The sequence below is a fragment of the Helicobacter pylori genome, assembly GCF_016755635.1.
Lineage (GTDB): Bacteria > Campylobacterota > Campylobacteria > Campylobacterales > Helicobacteraceae > Helicobacter > Helicobacter pylori_CQ.
The window spans coordinates 1,033,945-1,057,402 of the sequence record NZ_CP051500.1; the positions used below are offsets into that span (position 1 = coordinate 1,033,945).

18 protein-coding genes, 2 rRNA genes and 1 pseudogene are annotated in these 23,458 nt (G+C 38.5%); 8 read left to right on the plus strand and 13 right to left on the minus strand.

Features of this window, described 5'->3' with window-relative positions; translation table 11 throughout:
* Window positions 1–24: 24 nt before the first annotated feature.
* The 6 genes from HG567_RS04775 to HG567_RS04800 form a co-directional block, all read right to left on the minus strand.
* The gene (locus tag HG567_RS04775) at window positions 25–219 is read right to left on the minus strand and encodes a hypothetical protein (RefSeq protein ID WP_128078825.1); all 195 of its coding nucleotides are present in this window, start codon (window positions 217–219) and stop codon (window positions 25–27) included.
* 168 nt (window positions 220–387) lie between these two features.
* Entirely contained in the window at window positions 388–630 is a 243-nt protein-coding gene (locus HG567_RS04780) for a hypothetical protein (RefSeq protein WP_164863120.1), read from the minus strand.
* Window positions 631–730: 100 nt separating this feature from the next.
* The gene (locus tag HG567_RS04785) at window positions 731–976 is read right to left on the minus strand and encodes a hypothetical protein (RefSeq protein ID WP_000735876.1); all 246 of its coding nucleotides are present in this window, start codon (window positions 974–976) and stop codon (window positions 731–733) included.
* 452 nt (window positions 977–1,428) lie between these two features.
* Complete coding sequence (locus HG567_RS04790; protein ID WP_001873329.1) at window positions 1,429–1,587, minus strand: hypothetical protein; 159 nt, start codon at window positions 1,585–1,587, stop codon at window positions 1,429–1,431.
* Window positions 1,588–1,958: 371 nt separating this feature from the next.
* Window positions 1,959–2,076, minus strand: a 5S ribosomal RNA gene (gene rrf / locus HG567_RS04795).
* Between the two features lie 231 nt (window positions 2,077–2,307).
* Window positions 2,308–5,193 (minus strand): 23S ribosomal RNA (locus HG567_RS04800).
* Window positions 5,194–5,862: 669 nt separating this feature from the next.
* On the opposite strand from HG567_RS04800, the gene HG567_RS04805 reads away from it, so the two are divergent.
* The 7 genes and pseudogenes from HG567_RS04805 to HG567_RS04835 all read left to right on the plus strand — a co-directional run bounded on the left by HG567_RS04805 (window position 5,863) and on the right by HG567_RS04835 (window position 12,767).
* On the plus strand, window positions 5,863–6,060 hold the full coding sequence (locus HG567_RS04805) for a hypothetical protein (RefSeq protein ID WP_202163701.1): 198 nt from the start codon (window positions 5,863–5,865) through the stop codon (window positions 6,058–6,060).
* A 183-nt stretch (window positions 6,061–6,243) separates the two neighbouring features.
* Window positions 6,244–7,989, plus strand: a complete 1,746-nt coding sequence (locus HG567_RS04810) for a DUF262 domain-containing protein (RefSeq protein WP_202163702.1) — start codon at window positions 6,244–6,246, stop codon at window positions 7,987–7,989.
* A 40-nt stretch (window positions 7,990–8,029) separates the two neighbouring features.
* Window positions 8,030–9,283: a single-stranded-DNA-specific exonuclease RecJ gene (locus tag HG567_RS04815; protein WP_202139374.1), complete on the plus strand. Its 1,254-nt coding sequence runs from the start codon at window positions 8,030–8,032 to the stop codon at window positions 9,281–9,283.
* 43 nt (window positions 9,284–9,326) lie between these two features.
* A complete protein-coding gene (locus HG567_RS04820; RefSeq protein ID WP_202139375.1) occupies window positions 9,327–11,192 on the plus strand; it encodes a hypothetical protein in 1,866 nt (621 codons plus the stop codon).
* A 108-nt stretch (window positions 11,193–11,300) separates the two neighbouring features.
* A pseudogene (locus HG567_RS04825) lies at window positions 11,301–12,207 on the plus strand (hypothetical protein).
* Between the two features lie 154 nt (window positions 12,208–12,361).
* Window positions 12,362–12,580, plus strand: coding sequence for a type II toxin-antitoxin system HicB family antitoxin (locus HG567_RS04830; protein WP_000906663.1), 219 nt, complete (start codon window positions 12,362–12,364; stop codon window positions 12,578–12,580).
* Window positions 12,573–12,767: a type II toxin-antitoxin system HicA family toxin gene (locus HG567_RS04835; protein ID WP_202139376.1), complete on the plus strand. Its 195-nt coding sequence runs from the start codon at window positions 12,573–12,575 to the stop codon at window positions 12,765–12,767. The genes HG567_RS04830 and HG567_RS04835 overlap by 8 nt, the downstream gene beginning before the upstream one ends.
* Before the next feature lie 73 nt (window positions 12,768–12,840).
* Here the strand turns inward: HG567_RS04835 and speA are convergent, their stop codons facing one another.
* The 6 genes from speA to metG are packed head-to-tail and all read right to left on the minus strand — an operon-like array spanning window position 12,841 to window position 20,080.
* Window positions 12,841–14,688 carry an arginine decarboxylase gene (gene speA / locus HG567_RS04840; RefSeq protein WP_202139377.1) on the minus strand — a complete coding sequence of 616 codons (1,848 nt, stop codon included), beginning with the start codon at window positions 14,686–14,688 and terminating at the stop codon, window positions 12,841–12,843.
* Between the two features lie 13 nt (window positions 14,689–14,701).
* A complete protein-coding gene (locus tag HG567_RS04845; protein ID WP_202139378.1) occupies window positions 14,702–15,871 on the minus strand; it encodes a glycosyltransferase family 4 protein in 1,170 nt (389 codons plus the stop codon).
* A 3-nt stretch (window positions 15,872–15,874) separates the two neighbouring features.
* Window positions 15,875–16,303 carry a hotdog domain-containing protein gene (locus HG567_RS04850; RefSeq protein ID WP_001158320.1) on the minus strand — a complete coding sequence of 143 codons (429 nt, stop codon included), beginning with the start codon at window positions 16,301–16,303 and terminating at the stop codon, window positions 15,875–15,877.
* A 15-nt stretch (window positions 16,304–16,318) separates the two neighbouring features.
* A complete protein-coding gene (cmoB, locus tag HG567_RS04855; protein WP_202139379.1) occupies window positions 16,319–17,104 on the minus strand; it encodes a tRNA 5-methoxyuridine(34)/uridine 5-oxyacetic acid(34) synthase CmoB in 786 nt (261 codons plus the stop codon).
* Window positions 17,105–17,107: 3 nt separating this feature from the next.
* The gene (locus HG567_RS04860; RefSeq protein WP_202139380.1) at window positions 17,108–18,127 is read right to left on the minus strand and encodes a ferrochelatase; all 1,020 of its coding nucleotides are present in this window, start codon (window positions 18,125–18,127) and stop codon (window positions 17,108–17,110) included.
* A complete protein-coding gene (gene metG, locus HG567_RS04865) occupies window positions 18,128–20,080 on the minus strand; it encodes a methionine--tRNA ligase (RefSeq protein WP_202139381.1) in 1,953 nt (650 codons plus the stop codon).
* A 167-nt stretch (window positions 20,081–20,247) separates the two neighbouring features.
* Between metG and cfaS the strand changes: the two genes are divergently transcribed.
* On the plus strand, window positions 20,248–21,417 hold the full coding sequence (cfaS, locus tag HG567_RS04870; RefSeq protein ID WP_202139382.1) for a cyclopropane fatty acid synthase: 1,170 nt from the start codon (window positions 20,248–20,250) through the stop codon (window positions 21,415–21,417).
* 2 nt (window positions 21,418–21,419) lie between these two features.
* Here cfaS and HG567_RS04875 read toward each other — a convergent pair whose 3' ends face one another.
* Window positions 21,420–23,291: a mechanosensitive ion channel family protein gene (locus tag HG567_RS04875; protein WP_202139383.1), complete on the minus strand. Its 1,872-nt coding sequence runs from the start codon at window positions 23,289–23,291 to the stop codon at window positions 21,420–21,422.
* Window positions 23,292–23,458: the final 167 nt, after the last annotated feature.

Consider the following 23,458-nt stretch of genomic DNA (forward strand, 5'->3'; position numbering starts at 1 on the left):
CAAACGCTCAATCCGGTGCCAGTGTCAAAGGGATTGGCTTTTAGCACGCTGTCTAATGAAAAAGGGGGTTTTTTTAGTGTTGAACCTAGAGATTACTTTACGCACACCCCCTACTTGATGGCTACCGCTTACTTTATGGCAATGGTTTTTCCCTAGCTTGGCTTTAATGGATTTTATCGTTACGCTATCAACAGATACCGCTCTATAAGATTTTCGCATAAAGGCTATGGTGTGTTTAAAAGTCTCTGAGTAATTCTTTAAAAATTTAGGGGAGTTGGGGCTTTCTCAATTTTGGTCAATATTGATGTGGTTAGCAATCTTAATTTTTTGACCCCTTTTATAAGGCTTATAACCTTCACCCTTCCTTTTTCTCAAAGAATGCGGATTTTAAAGGGTAGTGAAATACAACCACGCTTCAGAGCTGTTGCTAGTAGAATACACCACGCTATCTTGTTCGTATTGGTATCCTAGCTCTCTAATGGTTGTCAATAAATCCACACCTAATGCGTAGATAAGAAAGCTAGGTTCTTTACTGCCTTGATAAACACCATTGACTTTAATGTAACCGATTTTTGGGTAGCTTTTTAATATCCGCTTCCAATTCCTTGTTTCTTTGGGTATTCTCTGCATAGCTCATTAGGTATTTAGAAAGGATAGTACCAACAGACCCACTTATAATAATCCACAATCATATCAGCGGCGGTATCAAACCCGTAATCTTGCCATAAGCTCAACTTAAACTCTCTGTTAGCTGAAAGACACAAGCACTCATCGTTATATAGATGTTTATACAATCTAGAAAGGAGCGGTTATGCTGTATTTTTCTTTTTTTAGTCAGCTCATCAAACGCCTTTAAGTTAGGGTTATTCATAGCTTCACTTAAGGTCGTTTTTAAAGTCGGTTTGATTTTGTAAGTTTTCATAGCATTGATAAGACTTTGACTGACTTTATCGCTTGTAATATTAAGTTTTTTCATGGGTTAGTTCCTAGAACGCTATCCAACCTGAACGCCTTTTTTATATCCACATAACCGGAAAGTGCCTATTACCCCACCCGTTGCGCTAGTTTTCATTCTATTAGCGTCAAGTTTGGCTTTTAAACTCTGTAAGGTGTTTTCGGCTATTTGTGTGGGTTTGTAGAAAAAGAACTTTTTGACATATAGTTTGGAGTAAGCTTGTTGGAACTCTTTAGTATTAGGATTTATACCGCTCCCCAAACTGACAAGCTCTGATTTTCCTATTAACTGACCGAATTTATATTTCCTGCGTATTTTGCCAGAGAAGTCATAAGCCTCAACCCCATCAAGGTTTGGTGTGGTGCAAATAAGACTAAATCTAGCATAAACCTTACCGCTTTCTTATATTATCTTAGGACACCACGCAATGCTGTCTTGCTCGAATTTGTTTCCTAATTTGATGAGTTCTGCTCTTAAATCAAAGCGATGGTCTTTGAGCGTATAGACAAAAAAGAAACTTCATTACTAGGAATATCGCTAGCTTTTTCTTGGCAAGAACCTTGAATAGTAATAAATCCCACTTCAGGGTATAAGGCTCTTAAGAGAGACTTGAGGTGTTTAGTCCGCTTCATATTGGTTTCTCTAGTATAACTTCCCCTGAATGCTGAAATAGTTCCGCATTGACCCTCCGTCATATGCTCATACAACCTAGATAGACCCGCAGCACTCAAGTCAGCTCTTTCTGCTTCTGTGAAAGCTATTGTTCTTTTTAAGTTAGGGTTACTCGCTCTCAATTTAGCGAATTTTTCAGCCGTCCCATAATGATTAATTCAGGTTCAGTGCCATTCTTTAACGCAAACTAAAATCTTTGAATAAAACAATAAAATCCCAAACCAAAACAACTAAAAATAAAAGAAATGAAAAAAACAACAGAAAAATAAAGCACTAAAATACAATCAATAATGAAATAAGATAAAAAGCAAGACTAAAAAACATTTCCCTATCCCTGCACCGACCTACATTCCCACTCTTGAAAAGAGCAGTATTATCAGCGATGAAGAGCTTGACTTCCAGGTTCGGAATGGTTAACTGGGTAGTTCCTCTTCTCTAAAGGCACAAGGAAAAGGGAGCTAAAGATAAAAACGCATTTACCCTTAACTCCCCTTTCTCTTTATAGGGAGCTGTTTTTCAACAAAGAAGATCGTTAATAGCCTTTAGCTTTAAACCAGAGAATATCTCATTTTAATTAAAGTTTATCCTATAAAAGTTTTTATAAAACTCCAACTCTCTTACACTCAGTAAGGCAGTGGTAACTTATCCATGCTCTATTGCCGTTATCTTATCAAAAAGCAAAAAACAAGCCAAACGCTCTATTAGTAGTAGTCAGCTAAATGCATTACTGCACTTACACATCTACCCTATCAAGCACATAGTCTTTGTGCGAGCTTCAGGGAAAGTTCATCTTGGAGTTGGCTTCCTGCTTAGATGCTTTCAGCAGTTATCACATCCGTGTGTAGCTACCCAGCGATGCTCTTGGCAGAACAACTGGTGCACCAGTGACACATCCATCCCGGTCCTCTCGTACTAGGGACAGCTCTCCTCAACTTTCCTACGCCCACGGCAGATAGGGACCGAACTGTCTCACGACGTTCTGAACCCAGCTCGCGTACCGCTTTAAATGGCGAACAGCCATACCCTTGGGACCTGCTCCAGCCCCAGGATGCGATGAGCCGACATCGAGGTGCCAAACCTCCCCGTCGATGTGAGCTCTTGGGGGAGATCAGCCTGTTATCCCCGGGGTACCTTTTATCCTTTGAGCGATGGCCCTTCCACACAGAACCACCGGATCACTATGACCGACTTTCGTCTCTGCTTGACTTGTATGTCTTACAGTCAGGCTGGCTTGTGCCATTACACTCAACTTGCGATTTCCAACCGCAATGAGCCAACCTTTGCAAGCCTCCGTTACTTTTTAGGAGGCGACCGCCCCAGTCAAACTACCCACCAAGCATTGTCCTGCCTGTGGATAACACAGGCCAGTTAGCTAACAGAAACATCAAGGGTGGTATCTCAAGGATGGCTCCATAAGAGCCAAAGCCCTTACTTCAAAGCCTCCCACCTATCCTGCGCATGATATTCCCGTTAGCAGTGCTAAGTTGTAGTAAAGGTCCACGGGGTCTTTCCGTCTTGCCGCGGGTAGGAGGAATTTTCACCTCCACTACAATTTCACTGAATCTCTGGTTGAGACAGCTCCCATCTCGTTACGCCATTCATGCAGGTCGGTATTTAACCGACAAGGAATTTCGCTACCTTAGGACCGTTATAGTTACGGCCGCCGTTTACTCGGGCTTCAATTCAACGCTTCATCTTGCGACTGACGCATCCTCTTAACCTTCGAGCACCGGGCAGGCGTCACACCTTATACTTCCTCTTACGAGTTGGCAAAGTGCTGTGTTTTTGGTAAACAGTCGGGAGGGACTCTTTGCTGAGACCACATCGCTGTGGCACACCTTATCGCGAACTTACGGTGCTAGTTTGCAGAGTTCCTTAACCAGAGTTCTTTCACGCGCCTTAGAATACTCATCTCATCTACCTGTGTCGGTTTGCGGTACGGACGACTATGGATATGCTTAGAGGCTTTTCTTGGCACGACGGTATCAGCGATTCTCCCTTTGTCCTAAAAGGACTCAAAGAGCCTGTTTGGGTTTCAAATACAGAGGTGGATTTGCCTTCCCTCCAATCTACGCCCTTAGACTAGCGCTTCCATCAGCTAGCTCGCTTAACCCTATGCGTCCCCCCATCACGCTCCATGAGTCGGTATTGGAATATTAACCAATTTGCCATCACCTACCCCTTTCGGACTCGGCTTAGGACCCGACTAACCCTACGATGACGACCATCGCGTAGGAAACCTTAGATTTACGGCGGATACAATTCTCATATATCTTATCGTTACTCATTCCTGCATGCTCACTTCATACCGCTCCAGCACTCCTTACCGGTATACCTTCAACGCTGGTATGAACGCTCTTCTACCACTGTGTTTAACACAATCTACAAATTCGGTGTCTATCTTAGCCCCGTTATATTTTCAGCGCATGACCACTAGACCAGTGAGCTGTTACGCTTTCTTTAAAGGATGGCTGCTTCTAAGCCAACCTCCTGGTTGTTTGAGTAGCCACACATCTTTTTCCACTCAGAATAGAACTTAGGGACCTTATTTGGTAGTCTGGGTTGTTCCCCTTTTGACGATTGATTTTATCACCCACCGCCTGACTCCCAAGATACGATAAAAGGTATTCGAAGTTTGATAGGGTTTGGTACCGCGGCGAGCAGCCCTAGCCCAATCAGGGCTCTACCCCCTTTTATTATCACTTGAGGCTATACCTAAATATATTTCGAAGAGAACCAGCTATCACTAAGTTTGTTTGGCCTTTCACCCCTATCCACAGCTCATCCCAACCCGTTTCAATGGGTACGAGTTCAGTCCTCCACGCGCTATTACACGCGTTTCAACTTGGCCATGGATAGATCACTTAGCTTCGGGTCTGCAGCATCTGACTTGTTCGCCCTATTAAGACTCGCTTTCGCTACGGCTTCGCATTCGCTTAACCTTGCCAGATACCACAACTCGCAGGATCATTATGCAAAAGGCAGTCCATCACCCTGATAAATCATAGGGCTCTGAATGATTGTAAGCAGATGGTTTCAGGTTCTATTTCACTCCGCTCACTGCGGTTCTTTTCACCTTTCCCTCACGGTACTTGTTCGCTATCGCTCAAAGAGTAGTATTTAGGGTTGGAGAGTGGTCTCCCCAGCTTCAACCTGGATTTCTCGTGTCCTGGCCTACTCTGGATCCTGCTACCTAAGAACGCCTTGTCGCATACAAGGCTATCACTTTCTATGGCTTACCTTTCCAGGTAACTCTGCTAAAGCGTTCTCTTGGATGTTGCAGTCCTCAACCCCGAATGCAAGCACTCGGTTTGCCCTTTTCCCCGTTCGCTCGCCACTACTTAGGGAATCTCGTTGATTTCTTTTCCTCTAGTTACTGAGATGTTTCACTTCACTAGGTTCGCTCTCTGTTAGAGTAACTAATATCTCTATTAGTTGGGTTGCCCCATTCGGACATCTACGCATCAAAGCTCCTTGACAGCTCCGCATAGCTTATCGCAGTCTAGTACGTCCTTCATCGCCTCTCTTTGGCAAGGCATCCGCCATCTGCTCTTAAAAGCTTGTTTTAAATTTTAAAATATCCTTTAAAACCCGCCCTTTTATAATGAATAACGACAATTGCACGAATATTCTTCAGCGCTACCACTGCCTTAATGAATATAAGACAGAGTTATTGTAGTTTTACTTTACTTTTACATAGGCTATTAACAATATTAAATCAAATAACTTCGTTTTTCTTTAAAAACTTGCTATAATCACTCTTAAATGTTAAACCCTTTAAGAAGACTAAAAATGCTTGATCCCTAATCTTTTTATAACGCTCAAGTTTTACTAGCTGGTGGGCTTTTATATTTTTTTATATTTAAAGCTTTTAGCTTTTAGAACTTGCTTGAGTGGTTTCAAATTAAAGAACTTTTTAAAGCTTGTCTTTAAAAACGAAATGTAATTATAGACATGCAATGCTTAAAGTTTGCTTAAAGTTTTTGGGATTTGAAAGAAAATTTAGAGTTTGAAAGAAATGAATGAAAGTTATTGGAAATGATAGGAATGGGGGTAGTAAAATAAAGCTTTAAATAAATAAAGCCTTAAATAAGTTAAGATAAAACGCATCATTAAATAAAACATTTCATAAAATAAAACGCATCATTAAAAAATAAATACGCACCATTAACCATTGATTGAATACCGCTAGATACAATACCCCAAGTCATTTTTTTTTCAAAAAAGGGGTAGAAATGGCATTCTATCATTCAATCATTCTATCATTCTATCATTCTATCATTCTATCATTCAATCATTCTATCATTCTATCATTCTATCATTCTATCATTCTATCATTCAATCAAGCAATCATTCAATCAAGCAATCAAGCAATCAAGCAATCAAGCAATCAAGCAATCAAGCAATCAAGCAACGCTATCATGTTTTTATAACTATTTTTATCACTTTTACAAAAGATCGCTTAAAAATCCCTTACTTTTTATTATTCCCTCTTGCATTAACCCTTTTATTCCCTCTCTCATTAATCCGTGCCACAACATTTTTAAACCATTTGATTCCATAAGCCCCATTTTTAAACCAGTGGGGCTTACAGAGTTAAATTCAAAGGAGAGATGATGGCAAAAGTAGATGTAGAGTTAAAAGAACTCCATCAAATTTTAGTGGATAGTAAATATTTTTACCAAGTTCCCGATTACCAACGCCCTTATGTGTGGGATAAGGATCATTTAGGGGCTTTGATTGATGATTTGGTGGGCAGCTACACAAACAATAAAGAAGATGCGTATTTTTGCGGCTCTATTGTGATCGCTGAAAACCAAAAAGATAACAGATGGGATGTTGTGGATGGCCAACAGCGATTAACGAGTTTTATCATTCTGGCTTGCACGATTTTAAAGCTTTATAAAAATAGTCTTGGGCAAAAATCTAAAGCTTTTATTAAAGAGAGTATTTATGACAGACACGATGAAGAAAAAGAGCGTCTGAAGTTCTTAACCGCTCAAAATTACAATAATATTTTTGAAAACACGGTGTTAAACAATTTGGAGTTTGAAGACAACATTAAAAAGAGCGAGTTGAATAAGAAATTTGAAGAAAACACTTATTTGCGTAACGCTTATTATTTCAAGGAGCTATTGAATGAGAGCGTGGAAAATGGTTCAATAAGCGATATTGATGATTTTGTCAAGTGGTTTTATGAACACATTGTTTTGACTAGGATCATTTGTTTTGAGCAAGACAGCGCGATGCAAATCTTTCAAGTTTTAAACGACAGAGGCCAACCCTTAAGCCCTATTGATATTTTAAAATCCAATTTAATGCAAGAAATCAAACAAGATAGCCAAAAGCGTAAGGATTTTATAACCACTTGGGACAAATTGGTTGAAGCTTGCAAGAGCGTTAAAGGCATAGATATTGATTTGGAAGACTTTTTTAACATGTATTTAGAATACGCTGATCCTAGCGCTTCTAAAAAGAGAGCCGATAAGGGATTAAAAAAGGTATTCAAAGACAGCAAAAAAGACGCTTGCGGGTTCATTTATGATGTGAGTGCTTTTATGAAATCTTATACCGATTTGTTAAAAAAACCAGACCGATACATTTATTTATTGAGATACCTTCCTTCCAGATTTTGGGCCAGTATTTTAACGACAGCCCTTTATGTCAAATACCCTGATTTTGACGCTTTGAAAAAGCTTTTGGTGTCTTATTACTATCAAACTTGGATTGCAGGAGGCACGATCACGCGCATCAAGCAAACGAGTATCAACATTATCAAAAATGTTAAAAGCAATAAAGACATTGAAACCATTCAAGAGCTTATACTGGATAACATAGAATCTTATAACACCTTTAACCAATACCACTATAACTTATGGGAGAGTTATTCGGTTTATCCTAGCAAATGGTTACGCCCTGTCTTAGCCCTAGCTAATTATTTCATGGTAGATGAAGAGAAACCTCATTTTATCGCTATGGATGCCGAAACCCAAGTGGAGCATATTTTACCCCAAAAGCCCAAAAGAGGCAGTCAATGGAACGCGGATTTTGACAAAGAAAAAAGAGAAGAATGGGTAAATAATATCGCGAATTTAACCCTTTTAAAGCGTAAAAAGAACGCAAAAGCCTTAAATGGGGATTTTGATGAAAAAAGAAAAATTTATGGCGGCAAAGACACAAGCAAAGTGATTAGCTGTTATGACATCACTAAAGAATTGTATAGCAGTTATAGGAAGTGGAATGAGAAGTCCCTCCAAGAGCGATACAAATTTTTATATAACACTATCACGCCCATTTTACACATAGAAGGGCAAGAAGAGGAAATTGAAGAGGAATTTGAAGATGATTTTGATCTAGAATGATTAAAGATTGCTAAGCATCAAAACAACAAAGAGGTGATCAATGCCTAAAAAAGAGCTATTAAAGATGTCAAAGAAAAGGATTTTTAAAGACTTCTTAGAAGAAGTCAAGCGCCATCGCCCCATTGTTTTCTATACAGATAACGATTGTGATGGCATGTTGGCTGGCAGCGTTTTAATGTCTATATGTTACAGATTGGGTATTAAAGATTTCTTTTTCTTTAGCCCCTTAAGGAATACGCATGGCTATGGTTTCACTGATTTAGCTATAAATGATTTATTGTCTCAACCTTGTATCTTTAACCCTAAAACCAATCAATTAGTCCGCTTGAATTGCATTAAAAACCAATTTCAAAAAGACCCCTTATTGTTTAGCGCTGATTTGGGGGCGGATTTAGTTTCTAACATAGAATTACAAAAAATCTTATTAGAACATTTTGAACAATGCATCATCACAGACCACCATAAGAGTTTTGAAGTTAATTTGATTGATGGAAATAAAATCGCCTACATTAACCTGAATGATGAAAAAGACGCTAACTATTATAGTGGGGCTTTCACAAGCGCTTTAGTGTTTAGTCAAATCTTTCAAATACAAACCACTCCTTTAGAAGAAGAATTGATCGCTATCACGCTTTTAAGCGATCGCATTGATTTGGATCATGGGGATAATTTGGATATGGTTTTGAATTTAGCGCCAGTTAAACATGAGCGCATTAAATGCTTTTTCAAAGATAAAGATCTTTCTTTAGCCCAAGACGATTTAGATGAGATTTCTAACTTATACGGCTTTAATTGCATCAATTATATCAACGCTTTAAGCCGTTTGAGTGGGGCTAGAGAGTTTAAAGGTTGTTATGATAGCTATTTGCATTATCTAGTTTTAAAGCATTTCAATCCCACAAGCGATCCACGCTTAAGCGTCTTTAATGTTAAGGAATTCAAAAGATACAACGACATTAAAAAGAAAATGGTGAAAGAAAGCGAAGAAAACGCTCAAATTTTTTCTTGTAACAAAATATTAGTGGCTATTTTAGATGAAAGCTGCTCTATTAAAGTAGGTGTTAGCGGTTTAGTGGCTAATAATTTTTTAAAAAAATACCCTTCCAATCGCTCCCTTTGTATCTATAGAGACAATAAAGACGGGTATAGCGGTAGCGCTAGAGGTGATAGGAATTTTTTAAGCCAGATTAAAACCATTCCTTTAATACAAGCTGGCGGGCATGAGGAAGCTTTTGGGTTGAGCTTTGCAAAAGAGGATTTTAAAAAAGTGATCAAAAGCTTACAAGCCTTATAAAGTCAAATAACGCTAATGATGAATTTTAAAAAAAGGACTTGACATGTTATTGGATTATGATTTTTTATTGTTATTGAATGATGAGAGTGGGAATCCAACTAGATACTACTATTTGTTACAAGATTTTGAAAAGGATTTTGTGGCTAGTAAAGTGGCTCAAAACAGAACGAAGCGATTCGTTAAGGAGATCATTGGGAGAGAGAAAGTCTCTAAAACTAAAAACAGCGCCATTGCAGTTTCTAACACAAAGGCTTCTGCTGTTAAGAACGAAACGATTGGAAGCGGCGATCTTAAAAAGGCGTGTGAGAAAATCAAAAGCGGGCTACCCTTTGGGATCATCTCAGCCTTTAAACTCTTTAAAGACGCTTTTTACAGAGATTTCAATAATAATGAGCAAAAATTACTGATAGGGGCGGCTAAAAGCGGTTGCATTCAATCTAGCGCTGACAAACTGGCTCAGTTAAAAACGCGCTTACTCTACTGGCAGGACAAATCCGTTAAAGTGGATTGGGATAAACCCATTTTGATTAAGGACTTCTTTAAAGGCAATAATTACCTTTATAGGAGGCTTTGTTTTTTATTGGGGAAGCATTTTATGGATAGATTTTTAAAGAATAACGCTAAGGCGAGCGTGAAAGACTTTATGTCTAGTAAGGAGTTTGTCGCTAAATACCGATACACCCCCAAGCAAAATACAGAAAGAGCGAAAAAGCTGCAATCGTATTTAGAGGGTAAGCGTGATTTTATAGGGCTTGTTCAAACGCTTAACTCTTTAAAAGACAGCCCGCAAGATCCTTTTTTACCCAATGAAGAAACGAGCTTTTTGGTGTTCGCTAATGAACCTACTATCGTATTTAATTTAAGGGATTATTTATTGGTGTTAGCGCAAATATTTAACCAACAAGCGATCTGTTATCGTGAAAGCAAATGCCCTATAGAATTAATCAACGCTTCACCGGGTAAGGACTTTAACAAGACACAAGATAGCTTCTCAGACATCAAATTCTCAACACCCAATCAATTAGAACAATCCCTCAACGATCTTAAAAACAAGCTAAGCGCATTCTTTTCAAAACACCCTGATAAACATAACGGCATGGAGTTTAATGAAATAGCTAAAACTCAAATAGAAGCGCTTTATATGCCGCAATCTAGCGATGGTTTTGATGATTTTCGCAAGGATCTTGAAGATAGTATTAAAAGTTTTATCAGAGCGAAAAAAAATCGTTATGGTTTTCCTAAAATTTTTGATGTTGCAGACATAGAACAAGAAGAGAGGGAAGTCATTGAATGGCGAGAAAAAAAGAAAGCGTCAAAACAAAGCTACAAACAAAACCTTCAAATCAACAAAATCGCTAACGATTTAAAGCGTGATAAGATAGTGGATAAAAGAACGATTTTAAGCGTGATAGACGCTGATATGGAGCGTGGTTTTATCCCGCCTAAAGATTTGTTAAAACAATTAGAAAAAATTAGCGCTTCTCTTTCTAAAGACATCGTAATAGCGATAAAGCAAGTAGAGAAATTAGAGCTTAACTACGCGTTAATAGACAATATCCAGCATAACGAGCTTGATGACACGCTTAATTTTACCTTTATTGTTGGGGATTCTTTGAGCGTTCAGTCGCTTTATGTTACCTTTGATCTTGTGATTGACATGGATAGGCCTATGAGCGAGCAGTTCCTCAACCATATTGGGGAATTGGGGAGTTTTGAATCTAGAGAGGAAGCGTTAGAGTGGGTGCGATTATCGCAAACTAAACTGATCATTGAAGTGCCCAGAGAAGCGCTAAAAAATGCGGAATTATCGCAAATTGAAGAAATATTGACTGGCTGTATTTTTAATGGCGCTTACCGCCTTCAAAACGATCTTAAGGGCAATAGACATGAAAACTTTAAGCAAAATTAAAACCACAACAAGGAGGAACAAGCCATGCCAAAAAGATAAAAACTACCAAAAAACATTGAACGACCGATTATAGCGGGATTTAAAACAAATTTTACCAAGGAGTATTTTATAGGTTTTCAAAACGAAAATCAGTTAAAAGTAGGGGCGTTAGTCAAAGCCACCATCAATAACAAAGTGGTGGAGGCTAAAGTCATTAGCATTGGGTTCAATCGTGTAACCTTAAGGAGCCAAAAAGGCAACGAAGCCGCATACGCTTTCAATAGCGAAAAATTCTTAAAATGGTTTAAGGAAGTGCCTGTGAATGAAGTTTCTCATAATCACGCCGAAAAAAGCACTGATGATTTGTTGAAAGGCGTTAAAATCGTTACGAGCGGACCGAGTGTCAAGGAAAGGACTACCACTCCTAAAGAAAAAGAGGATAGGTTTAAACTCGCTTTTGGATTTAGAGAGGCTAACGAGGAGGGCGTGAGTGTGTCGGAGCTTATGATTAGGGACTATACTCTAACAGAGAGAAAAAGTAGGCTTGGTTGTTTTATTATCTCCGATGCTCTTTAGTGGGAATGGTAGTCAAATTTCGGCGGTTATTATTACCGCTCTTGCGAATGCGAAAGGTTTTAATAAGCATACCGATGCGGAGTGGGTTAAAATGATTGAAGCTCGTAACGAGGAATTGTGCGAGGTGGATAGTTTTGATAACTTGGATAGGGTCGCTCTCACCTTGTATTGTAATGTAATCAAGTATTATGCGGAGGGTAGAGAGAAGTTTCAAAACGATTTTAACGATTTTTCCCCTGATGGTTTTTGGGCGAAGTATTTACCTAAAAACAAAAATGAGGCGTTGTTTGTGGCTCAATTGCTTTGCGATGGCGGTATTAATAAATATGGGTTAAGTTGTGCGGGTCTTACTGAAAACTTGTTAAAAGACATTGAACCTAATTTCGGTTTAGCGACCACTAATGAAATTGATGAGTATCTCGCTGATTTAGATAAAGAGGAGGCGGAGTTAAAAGAATAAACTCCGCCCCCCCCTTTGGGGTGGCTCTCCTTTTTTTAATCTCTCTTTTATTCTCTTATTTTTCTTTTTTCATTCCCTCCCTAATCTGTCCATTTAATTTTGTTTAAAATATATTATGTGTATAATCATAAGAAATTTAATCAAAGGTAGTGCCATGCTTATAAACGCTGTCATAGAAAAAGATGAGAATGGGTATTTTGCTTTTGTCCCCTTTCTAAAAGGCTGTGTATCACAAGGGAAAAGTTATGAAGAAGCCCTAAGAAACATTAAAGAAGCCATAGAGCTTTATTTGGAAGATTTAGAAGCCGATGAGTTAGCTTTTCTTTCTAAGAAAAATTCTGTAATAGCACCCATTGAGATAGCTTTTGCCTGAATTGCCACGACTCACAGCTAAAGAAGCAGAGAAGCTATTATTGCAGAATGGATTTGTTTTCTCTAGGCAAAAAGGCAGCCATAGAATTTATGTGAAAGATAAAATCAGGCAGGTTTTGCCTTTTCATTCTGACGAAATCTTGCACCCTAAAATAGTGAAAGAAATCATGGAAAATATCCTTAAATGAAATCTAAAGAAGTCTTAAAGATCTTAAACAATATAAAAACCCAACAAAAAGCGTTTTTAGTGGGTTTTTGCGTTTAAGAAATCGTGCGCAAATACCCGTTTTCGCTCAGCATGACATACAAGCGCCCCATGATTTCTTTCTTTTCTTCCATGTCCAGTTGGTTGTTGTCTTCAATTTTTTGTTTTAAAAGGCGCTCGATCTCTTTAGTGTCATAGTCCAAATCGTCTAACACATCTAAAATCGTTTGGGCTTCGCAAATATCTTCCACTTCATAATCGCCTTTTTCATCAAAAACCACGCTAAATTCCGTAGGGTGCGTGAATAAATTGTGCTTCATGCCTAAAACTTCTTGATACGCTCCCACTAAAAAGAACGCTAAAAAGTATTCTTCTTCATCTATGTCTATATCATGCAAAAACAAGGGCTTCGTGGAATCAAAAGCGATTTCCCCATCGCTATCGCAAGTAATATCCCACAAGCTTGCGCTCCTGGTGGGCTTTTCGTCTAATTTATTCAAGGGCATGACCGGGAAATTCTGTCTCAAGCCCCAATAATCCGGCAAGCTTTGGAAAAACGAGCAATTCAATAAATAGCGCTCTTGGACTTGCTCTTGAATGCGTAAAATATCGTTATGATCCTTAACATAAAGCAATTGCACCGCTTTTTTGACGATCAAATGGGCTAAAACTTCAGTGTTGCTCCTGTCAATCAAATCAATATAGCCCAAATCAAAAAGCGTGAAAAGCGACTCAGTGTGATCAAAACTATCATGCAAGTATTCAATGGCGTTTTTTTCATTGATATTAGCGAGCAAGTCTAGCATTTCATCAATCAAAGGAGGATTATTACTTTCTTTGATTTTTAGGGATTTTTCATTGTATTCATGCGAAAACAGTTCTAACACTGGGGCCACTAAAACGGCATGGTTAGCGGAAATATAACGGCCTGATTCAATGAAAATATCCGGCTCAATTTCTTGCTTATTTTTCACAATTTCCCTCAATAAAAACACCACATCAGCGCTGAATTCCTCTAAAGTGTAGTTTTTATCTTGGTGGTGCTTGTGTTGGGTGTATTCTACGGCTAACCCCCCTCCAATATTCACGCTATTAAGATTTTTAGCGCCCATTTTACGCAATTCTGCATACAAGTTACCCGCTTCTCTTAAAGCCTTTTTTAAGGGCGAAATATCGCTGATTTGAGAGCCTATGTGGAAATGTATCATGTGGAAATGCTCTAACAAGTCGTTTTCTTCTAAAAGGCGCATCGCTTCTAAAACTTCAGTGCTGCTAAGACCAAATTTAGAATTGATCCCCCCACTCTTTGCCCAAACGCCAGTGCCAGTGCTGTGCAAACGGATGCGAATGCCAATTTTAGGGCAGGCTACAAAATCGTTTTGTTTAGCCACGGCGATAATGGTTTTCAACTCATTCAAACCCTCAATCGTTAAAGTGATCTCATGCTGCATGCTTTTAGCGATAAAGCCAAGCTCAATCATTTCTTTGTCTTTAAAGCCATTCACGGTGATAGGGGCTGTGGGGTTAGTGTAACTCATCGCAATGATGAGCTCAGACTTGCTCCCGGCCTCTAAGCCGTAATCCAAGCCCTTAGCCCCTTGCACTAAAGGCAAAACAAACGAGGGCATTTGATTGACCTTTAAAGGGAAAACCGCCTTAAAAGCCCCGCTGTATTGATACTCTTTAATCGCTGAAGAAAACGCATCAAACAGGCTTTTGATTTGTTTTTGCACCAAATGGGGGAATCGCACCAACAAAGGCCCTCTATAGCCCTTATCGCGCACGCTTTGAACGATTTCTAAAAGCGAGGGGTTTTTGCCATGACAAACTTTAACCAAGCCTTTTTCTATCTTAAATTCGTTATTGCTCCAAAAACTAATCCCATAATCATGGACTTCTTGCATTTTTTATCCTTTATTACGATAAGGTTTTAAAGAGGTTAGGGTTGTTTTTAAAATCTCTGATCGCTTCTTCATAAACTTTTTCAATTTGAATGACTGAATTTTCTAAAGTGTAATTTAAAGCGCTTTTAGCGTATTTATTTTGCATTCTTTCTCTTTCAAGCTTGTTTTCTAACCACCAGTCTATTTTAGCGCTCAAATCTTTAGCGTTATTGGGCTCAAATAACGATCGTTCATCTAGCACGAATTGCCTGGTCGCGCTTAAAGGGCTATTAGCGATAACAGGCACAATCCCCACGCTAATGGCTTCCAAACACGCAATCGCTTCGCTCTCCACATTGGCCGTATGCACATAAAGGGTGCAGGTTTTTAAAATCTCTAACAATTCATTAGAATTGACAAACCCAAACTCCGTTTTTACGCCTAGTTTTTGGGCTAGAAGTTTGATTTTTTTCTCATCAGGCCCTTTGCCTTTGAGCAATAATACAATATCTTGTTTGTATCGGCTTAAAGCAACCGCCTTAATGAGAACGCTTTGATTTTTTTCATTAGAATAGCGCCCTACCATAGCGATTTTAAAGGGTGTGGTGTCAAAAAGGCTTTTTTGTGGGTGTTCGCATTTAAACATGGGATCAAAGCCGTTAGAGATAGCGTATTTTTTCCCTCCATAGTTGTATTTTTCTAATTCTTCTACAATGAATTTTGAGGGGCAATGGATATGGTGGATATAGCGGTAATGCGAAGATTTAAACCACGAAAAAAGCATCATGTTGAACCAAGAAAATTGCCCCAATTTCATGTTATAAGAAATATGCTCTGGCTGTAAATGGAAAGAGCCAATATAAGGCACTTGCATTTCTCGCGCGATTTTTACGGCTGTTTTTTCTAACAAAAAAGGCAAGTAAGTATGGATCATATCCGCTCCCTTAAAAGCCTTTCTTAAGATTTTTTCATCCGGTTTAGCAAAAAGAATGTGTTGTTTGTGTGAAATTTCTGTAACTAGGGGGATATAGCGCTCTTTAAGGTTGTAATACCCCTCTTCTTCACTCCCTAAATTATCCACATAAGGGGCAACCACTCTCATAACATGCCCTCTTTTTTTCAGTGCTTCAAAAAAACGAAACGCCGTCATAGAAGTGCCATTACTAGTATCCTTAAAGCTATCCACGACTAAAACAATAACCATTAACTACTCTTCTTTAAAATTGAATTTGAAAGGCTTTTTATCAAACACCACGATTTCTATCATTCCCTCTAAAACCTGAATGTCTAACACAAACGCCTCTATTTTTATTTCAGCTTTTTTCACGCCGTCTTGAACCACTTGCGCTTTAATGAGCGCTTCTTGATTCAATTCTAGGGGGGCATAAAAATTGATGTTATTAGAAACCACCACGCTGTGTCTTTTATTCAACGCGCACAAAGCCGCATAATTGCACGCAATAAGCACAAACCCGGCATGCACAAAATTTTCTTCATACACCATGCTTTCATTGCCCTTGAAACGCGCATGGGCTATATCTTTTTCTAAAACGACCAATTCAGTGCCAACGCTTGGTTTGAAATTCTTACAAGTTTCCAAAGAGTCATAATCCACACGAACGACTGATTCTTGCACTATCTTATCCTTTATTTAAAGCTTGCTTGGTTTAAGCATTTTAAAATACCCCCTTAAAGGAGCGTCATACCCCTCTAAAGTTTTAGAGGGATTCGTTTTATCCAAAAAATCTTCCAAACTCTGCCCCAAAATAAAATCCGTTTTACGCTGTTCTTTAGGCGTGGTCTTTAAAACGCTAAGAATTTCAAAATTTTCAAACCCTACCCTTTCGCACCACCCCTTTAGTGCGCTAACGCTAGGGATAAAATAAACGTTTTTCATTTTAGCATAAGTTTTTTTAGGGCAAAGAGCGATGTCTAGGGGCGAATCAATGATTAAGGTATCCAACACCAGCTCCCCTTTTATCTTTAAAGCATGATACAAGGCTTTTAAAGCCTCTAGCGGGCTTTTTCTGTGGTATAGCACCCCTAAACAAAAAATGACATCAAAAGCGTTAGGGTATTTTTCATGCAAATCCTCTACCCCTAAAGACTCATAAATGATTTTTTTTTCTTTATCAAAAAAGGGGGCTAAAAATTCAAATTGTTTTTTGACTAAAACGCCCGGATCAAACCCCACCAAGCTTTTAGGCTTATATTCTAGCATCTTAAACAAGTAATAGCCGTTATTGCAACCCACATCAGCCACAACCTTATCTTTTAAAGGAGTGGCGTTTTTGACTAGATCCCATTTAATGGAGCTATCCCATTCGCTATCAATCTTGATTTGAGAAATTTCAAAAGGGCCTTTACGCCATGGCCTTAACGCCATGATTTCTTCTAAAAGGGTTTTTGGATTAATTTTATCGTTACAAATGAGCATGACTTACCATAGCGTGGGGGTTTTTTTAAAAAAAGGAGGGTTTAAAAGGGATTCTAAATGATGGGAGCTAATCCCATAAATAAAAGCGAAATTAAACGCTAAATTTTTTAATTGCTCTTTTAGGTTGTTTTGGGTGGTGTAACAATAAGGGTTGGTTTTTTTAAAGAAAGCCGCGCTGTTTTTACGACAAAACACGACAATTTTCCCCCACGATAAAGTCTCAAGGGCTTTTTGAAGCATCATTTCAAACAATTCTTTTGACGCCTCAGCGACAACCACCCTTGCGGTTGCACCATAAGGGGCTATTTCTAGATTCTTATTCACAAAAAAGGGTTTGCAATGATCTAGTGGGTATTCTTTTTTGCCTAAAAGATTCAAATCAAACGCAATTTGTAATTTCTCGCACAATTGAATCACCCTTTTTAAAGGCTCTAAAAAGATGCATGGCATTTTGAATTCGTATTCTTGTTTTTCATAGACTAAAGTGCTGCAAAAAAACGATTGGTTGAGAATCATTAGACGGCTTTCTTTTAAATCTTCCTTTAGATCTTCTTTCAAGCGCTCCTGCTTATAAAACAAATGAAGCCACTCCAATTTATCAAAAAAGGCTATTTTACACCCCTCTATAATGAACAAATCTTCAAGGCTCTCTTTCAAGCACCACACAAATTCGCTCACCATGATTTTAGAAGCGATCTCTAATTCTATGGGGCTTAGTAACACCCCGACCACGCGCTCATTCAACAAACAAAATTTAAACAAATGGTTCAAAGAATGCTCTATATCTTTAAGCTTGATCCATGCCACATCCTTATCACTTAAAGGATATTCTCCTGTGTATAAAATCCCATAAGCCCCTAACTCTAAAGCTTTAGGAATGAGCGTGTGATCTTTAGCGACAAATAAAGAGCCTTTTTGGACTTTGTTTAAAGACAAAACAATAGAATTAAAATAGCTGATTGAGGGCGTGTTTTGCAATTCGCCCAAACTCAATTCTACGGCTTCATTCACCCCTAATCGCATTTAGCTGATCAAACTTCCTACAATTTTTTCTTTGGTAGGGCTGATTAAAGCCAGATTATCGCTATCTCGCACCGCTAAAATCATGCCTTCACTCATTTCGCCCATGAGTTTTGCGGGTTTTAAATTAGCCACCACGCACACCATTTGACCCACCAAGCTTTCAGGCTCATAATCCAAAGCGATCCCTGAGATAATCTGCCTCAAACGATTTTCGCCTAAATCCACTTTTAAGCGCAGTAATTTATTGGATTTTTCAATCCTTTGAGCTTCTTTAATAAGCCCTACTTTAATCTCTACTTTTTTGAAATCCTCAATGCTGATATAATTTTCTTGCTTTAGTGGGGCTTTTTCTTTTGCGTCCTTTTTTTCTTTTTCGTTTTTTTCTGGTGAGGCTTCTCCCGCTTTTTCAGCCTTTTCAATTTTCTCCATTTTGGAAAATAAAGGTTCGGTGTCTTGTAAAATCATATCTTGTAATTTTTTAGCTTTAAAAAAGCGTCCGTAATTATTGGGCGTGATTTCTGTGTTGAAAGCATTCGCTAATTTCACAGCGCTCTTTGGCATGAACGCATAAAGCAAAAAGCTTGATTGTAACAGCGCGTTTGCGATCAAACTCAATAAGGCTTCTAGTTTTTCTGATTCGTTGTTTTTGTGCAAAACCCATGGCTCTTCTTTAGCGATGAGTTTGTTTAAAAAATCATAAACGTTAAACAATTCCTCTAAAGCTTTATGCAATTGCATTTTAGGCACAAAAGAATTAGCGTTATCTAAAATTTGATGCACTTTTTCTAGCTCTTTAGAATAATAAGCGGTGATTTTGGCGCTTTTTAGAGAATAATTGAAATATTTTTTAGCCATGCCTAGCAAACGATTCAGCAAATTCCCCAAATCGTTATTCAAATTCGCATTGATCCTTTCTATTAACGCTTTTTTAGAAAAATCCCCATCTTGCCCAAAAGGCACTTCACGCAATAAAAAATAGCGCAATTCCTCAATCCCATACTCCATAGCGATTTTTTGAGCGTCTAAAACATTACCCAAGCTCTTACTCATTTTCACGCCCTCTATCGTCCACCACCCATGCACGCAAAGCTGTTTGAATAAGGGCAAATTCAAACTCATCAAAAAAGCCGGCCAATAAATGGCATGGAAGCGCAAAATATCCTTACCCACAATATGCCTAGCGCGTTCAAAATGCACCATTTTATTGTCTAAACCATTCAAATACCCTAACGCGCTCGCATAATTCAATAAAGCGTCCAACCAAACATACACCACATGTTTAGGATCGTTCATTTTTTTAGGCAAAGGAATGCCCCATTCAAAGCTCGTGCGCGTGATAGACAGATCCAATAAACCCTGCTCAATAAAAGAAGTTACCTCATTTTTACGATAAATAGGCAAAATCGCTTCAGGATTTTTAGCATAAAATTCCAATAAAGGTTTCTCATACGCGCTCAATCTGAAAAAATAACTCTCTTCTTCTAAAAGTGCAGTCTCCCTCAAGCAATCAGGGCATAGGACTTTATCGTTCGTGTTGTCCGTTTTAGAGATCGCGCAATAACTCTCACAGCTCACACAATAATACCCACTATAAGCGCCTTTATAAATATCCCCTTTTTCAAACATGATTTCAAAGGCGTTTTGCACGCATTTTTGATGCTCGCTGTCTGTGGTGCGGATAAAACTATCATAATCTAAATTGAAAAAATCCCACTGGTCTTTAAAAATCGCGCTAATGCTATCGGCGTAAGCTTTAGGGCTTTGATTCCTAAGCCTCGCGCTTTGTTCGATCTTTTGCCCATGCTCATCGGTGCCGGTTAAAAAAAAGACTTCTTCGCCTTGAAGCGTGTAATACTTCTTTAAAGTATCCGCAATCAAAGTTGTATAAGCATGACCAATATGAGGGATGTCATTCACATAATAAATGGGGGTTGTGATCAGTGATTTTTGCATCTTTATAATCGTGTTACCTTAAATTTGTTTAAATCTCTTAATTTTAACATGCTTTTAAAAATTTAGAGAATAGAGGTTGCATTTATGCTTATTTGTGGGGTGTTTTTAGCTTAAAATTCATTATAATTAACGCTTAAAAAATTGAAAAAGAGTTTAAGGAATTACAGATGATTTCAAAATTTTTGCTCAAAAGCATGTTCAAGCAGTGGAAAAACGGCGATTATCAGGTCGTTTTTTGGGACAATAGCGTTTATAGGAATGGCGAACATTCGCCTAAATTCACCCTTAAAATCCATCGCCCCCTAAAATTTAGCGATATTAAAAAAGACATGTCTTTAACGATCGCTGAAGCTTATATGGACGGCGTGATTGATATTGAAGGCTCTATGGATGAGGTGATGCACTCTTTATATTTGCAAACCAATTATGAGCATTTGCACAAACATGATAACGCTAAAGCCGTTCAAAAACCCCTTAAAGAAAGCTCCAACATTTCTAAACATTACGATTTAGGGAATGACTTTTATTCTATCTGGCTGGATGAAACCTTAAGCTATTCATGCGCTTATTTCAAAAAAGACGATGACACCCTCCATGCCGCCCAACTCCAAAAATTAGATCACACTTTAAAAAAGCTCCATTTAAAACAAGGCGAAAAACTGCTGGATATAGGCTGTGGCTGGGGTTATCTCTCCATAAAAGCCGCGCAAGAATATGGGGCGGAAGTGATGGGGATCACCATTTCTAGCGAACAATACAAACAGGCTAACAAACGAGTCCAAGAGCTAGGCTTAGAAGATAGGGTAACGATCAAATTATTGAATTACCAGGATTTAGACGGGCGCTTATACCGCTTTGATAAGGTGGTGAGCGTGGGCATGTTTGAGCATGTGGGTAAGGATAATTTGCCCTTTTATTTCAAAAAAGTTAAAGAAGTATTAAAGAGAGGCGGGATGTTTTTGCTCCATTCCATTTTATGCTGTTTTGAAGGCAAGACTAACGCATGGGTGGATAAATACATCTTTCCAGGCGGCTACTTGCCCTCTTTAAGAGAAGTGATGAGCGTGATGAGCGAATGCGACTTCCACTTGCTCATGGCTGAAAGCTTACGAATCCATTACGCTAAAACTTTAGACATTTGGCGAGACAACTTCAACCACAATCTAGACCAAGTGAAAAGACTCGGCTATGACGAACGCTTTATCCGCATGTGGGATCTGTATTTAAGGACTTGCGCGTCCGCCTTTAGGGTGGGGAGCGCGGATCTATTCCAATTGCTTTTAACCAACAGCGTGGATAACACTTTCCCCTTAACCAAAGAATACATCTACCAATAATTTTAGATTTTAGCCCTTTCTTTTAGGCTAACTTCTGGCAGACTCTCCACATACAAGCTCTGTGATGGGAAAGCAAAACTCAAATGGTGCTTTTCTACAATCCCCATGATTTTTAACATCACATCTTCTTTGACTTCTAGCCACTCTTCCCAAACCACTGTTTTAGAAAAGCAATACACTAAAATATTAATAGAGCTGTCCGCAAACTGATCTAAAAAGACAAACAAATTGTTTTTATACCCTAAAAAATCATCAATAGAAACAATATCTTTTTTAAACATGTAGCGGTAATCGCTCGCATTTTGCAAAGCGCTATCGGCTCCATTAGCGATTTTAGGGTGGTTTTCTAACATTTCTTTAATGTCTTTCACGCAAAGCTGTAAAGCGCTTTGACTGGAGCTATAAGTTAAGCCTATTTCCATTTTAATACGCCTTCCCACTTTACGGCGGCTCCAATTCCTAATGGGTTTTCCGGCTAACTCTGAATTAGGCACGGACAAAAGAGCGTTATCAAAGGCTCTGATCGTGGTGCGCCTTAACCCCATTTCCACCACCGTGCCCTCCACTTCACCGCACACGATCCAATCCCCTTGAGAAAACGAATTGTCTAACAATAAAATGACAGAAGCAAAAAAATTCGCCAACACATCTTTAACCGCCAAAGCCACCGCTAACCCCCCAATCCCTAAAGAAGCGATGATGGCTGAAACATTAAACCCTAGTTGTTTCAAAACCCCTAAAAGCGTGACAATGAAGATCAAAAAATACACGACTTTTAAAATCAAGTTGATCACTTCTTTTCTAAAATTGTGCGTGCTTTTGGTAGCCATATTCGTAACTAACGCTTCCCCATAGCCTTTAAAAAGGGCTATCACTAACCATGCTAAAAGCATGATATACACCGCACCCACCCACATAGAAACTTTAGGAGGCGATGCGTTAGGGTAATAGAAAATATCTAAAGCTATATCGCAACTAAATAGGGCTAAAAAGACAGAAACGGGCGAAACAATGCTCTTTTGCACATTGACATGCATTGTTTTATTGCGTTGCATGATTTCAAAAATACGATCTAACAATAAGGCTAAAAGCCAAGTGATCAACTTCCTTAAACCCAGCAATAAGGCTAAAATCATCAAAGCCAGCACGATTTTACTCACTTGCAAGCTATGGGTTGTGAAAGGCAAAACCTTGCTGATTTTGTTTAACACAAAATCCATATTCACTTCCATGATCAAGTTTTTAGGAAGCACTTCTTTAGGGTGGTTTTTAATGTAACGCAAGACTTCGGTGTAAGTGTTCAAACGCAATTCATAATCGCTAAACATCTGCTCTAATTCATGCATTTTGACATTGTCTAAATTTTTAGGGAAAGTGTAGAGTTTGAATTGCCCTAAACGCAAAAGAAAAACATCGCTGATACTTTCCACATCTTTTTGTTCGCTAAAAATATCAATACTGCTCCTAATTTTATCTATAAAACGATACAAAATTTCATCTATCAACAAAATATCTAAAGACAATCTATCTTTCATGAAAGTGTAGAAATCATCGCCCTTAATGCTTTTAGACAAACGCTTTTTGATTTTTTCCTGCTCTTTTAAATTTTGATTGATATCAATCCCGATCTTATCCCTTTCATTCAACACTTTAGAAGTCAAACTTTTAATCAAATCATTCTTTTGGGTGTTATACAGAGAGACTTCAGCGCTTCTTTCAGGGTTTTTTTTGTAAGTTTCAATGACTTGATTGAGCTGGTTGATTTGATTGAAAATCAAAAACAAATCCACCGCATCTGTTTCATGCTCTTCAACCGCTCTCAAAGGATTTAAAAAGAGCGATAATACCAATACCCACCACAATAATAAACGCATGCAAAACCCCACTCAAACAAGATAAAATCTTTCTCATAATTTCTAGCGATTATACCAAAAATTAGAAACGCTTCGCCCCATAAAGTTACCCATGCAATTTGAAAGCGCTTTTTATTTATCCCTAAAAAGCGGGCTTTAACTCAATTGTGAGCCTCTTTTTAGATCGC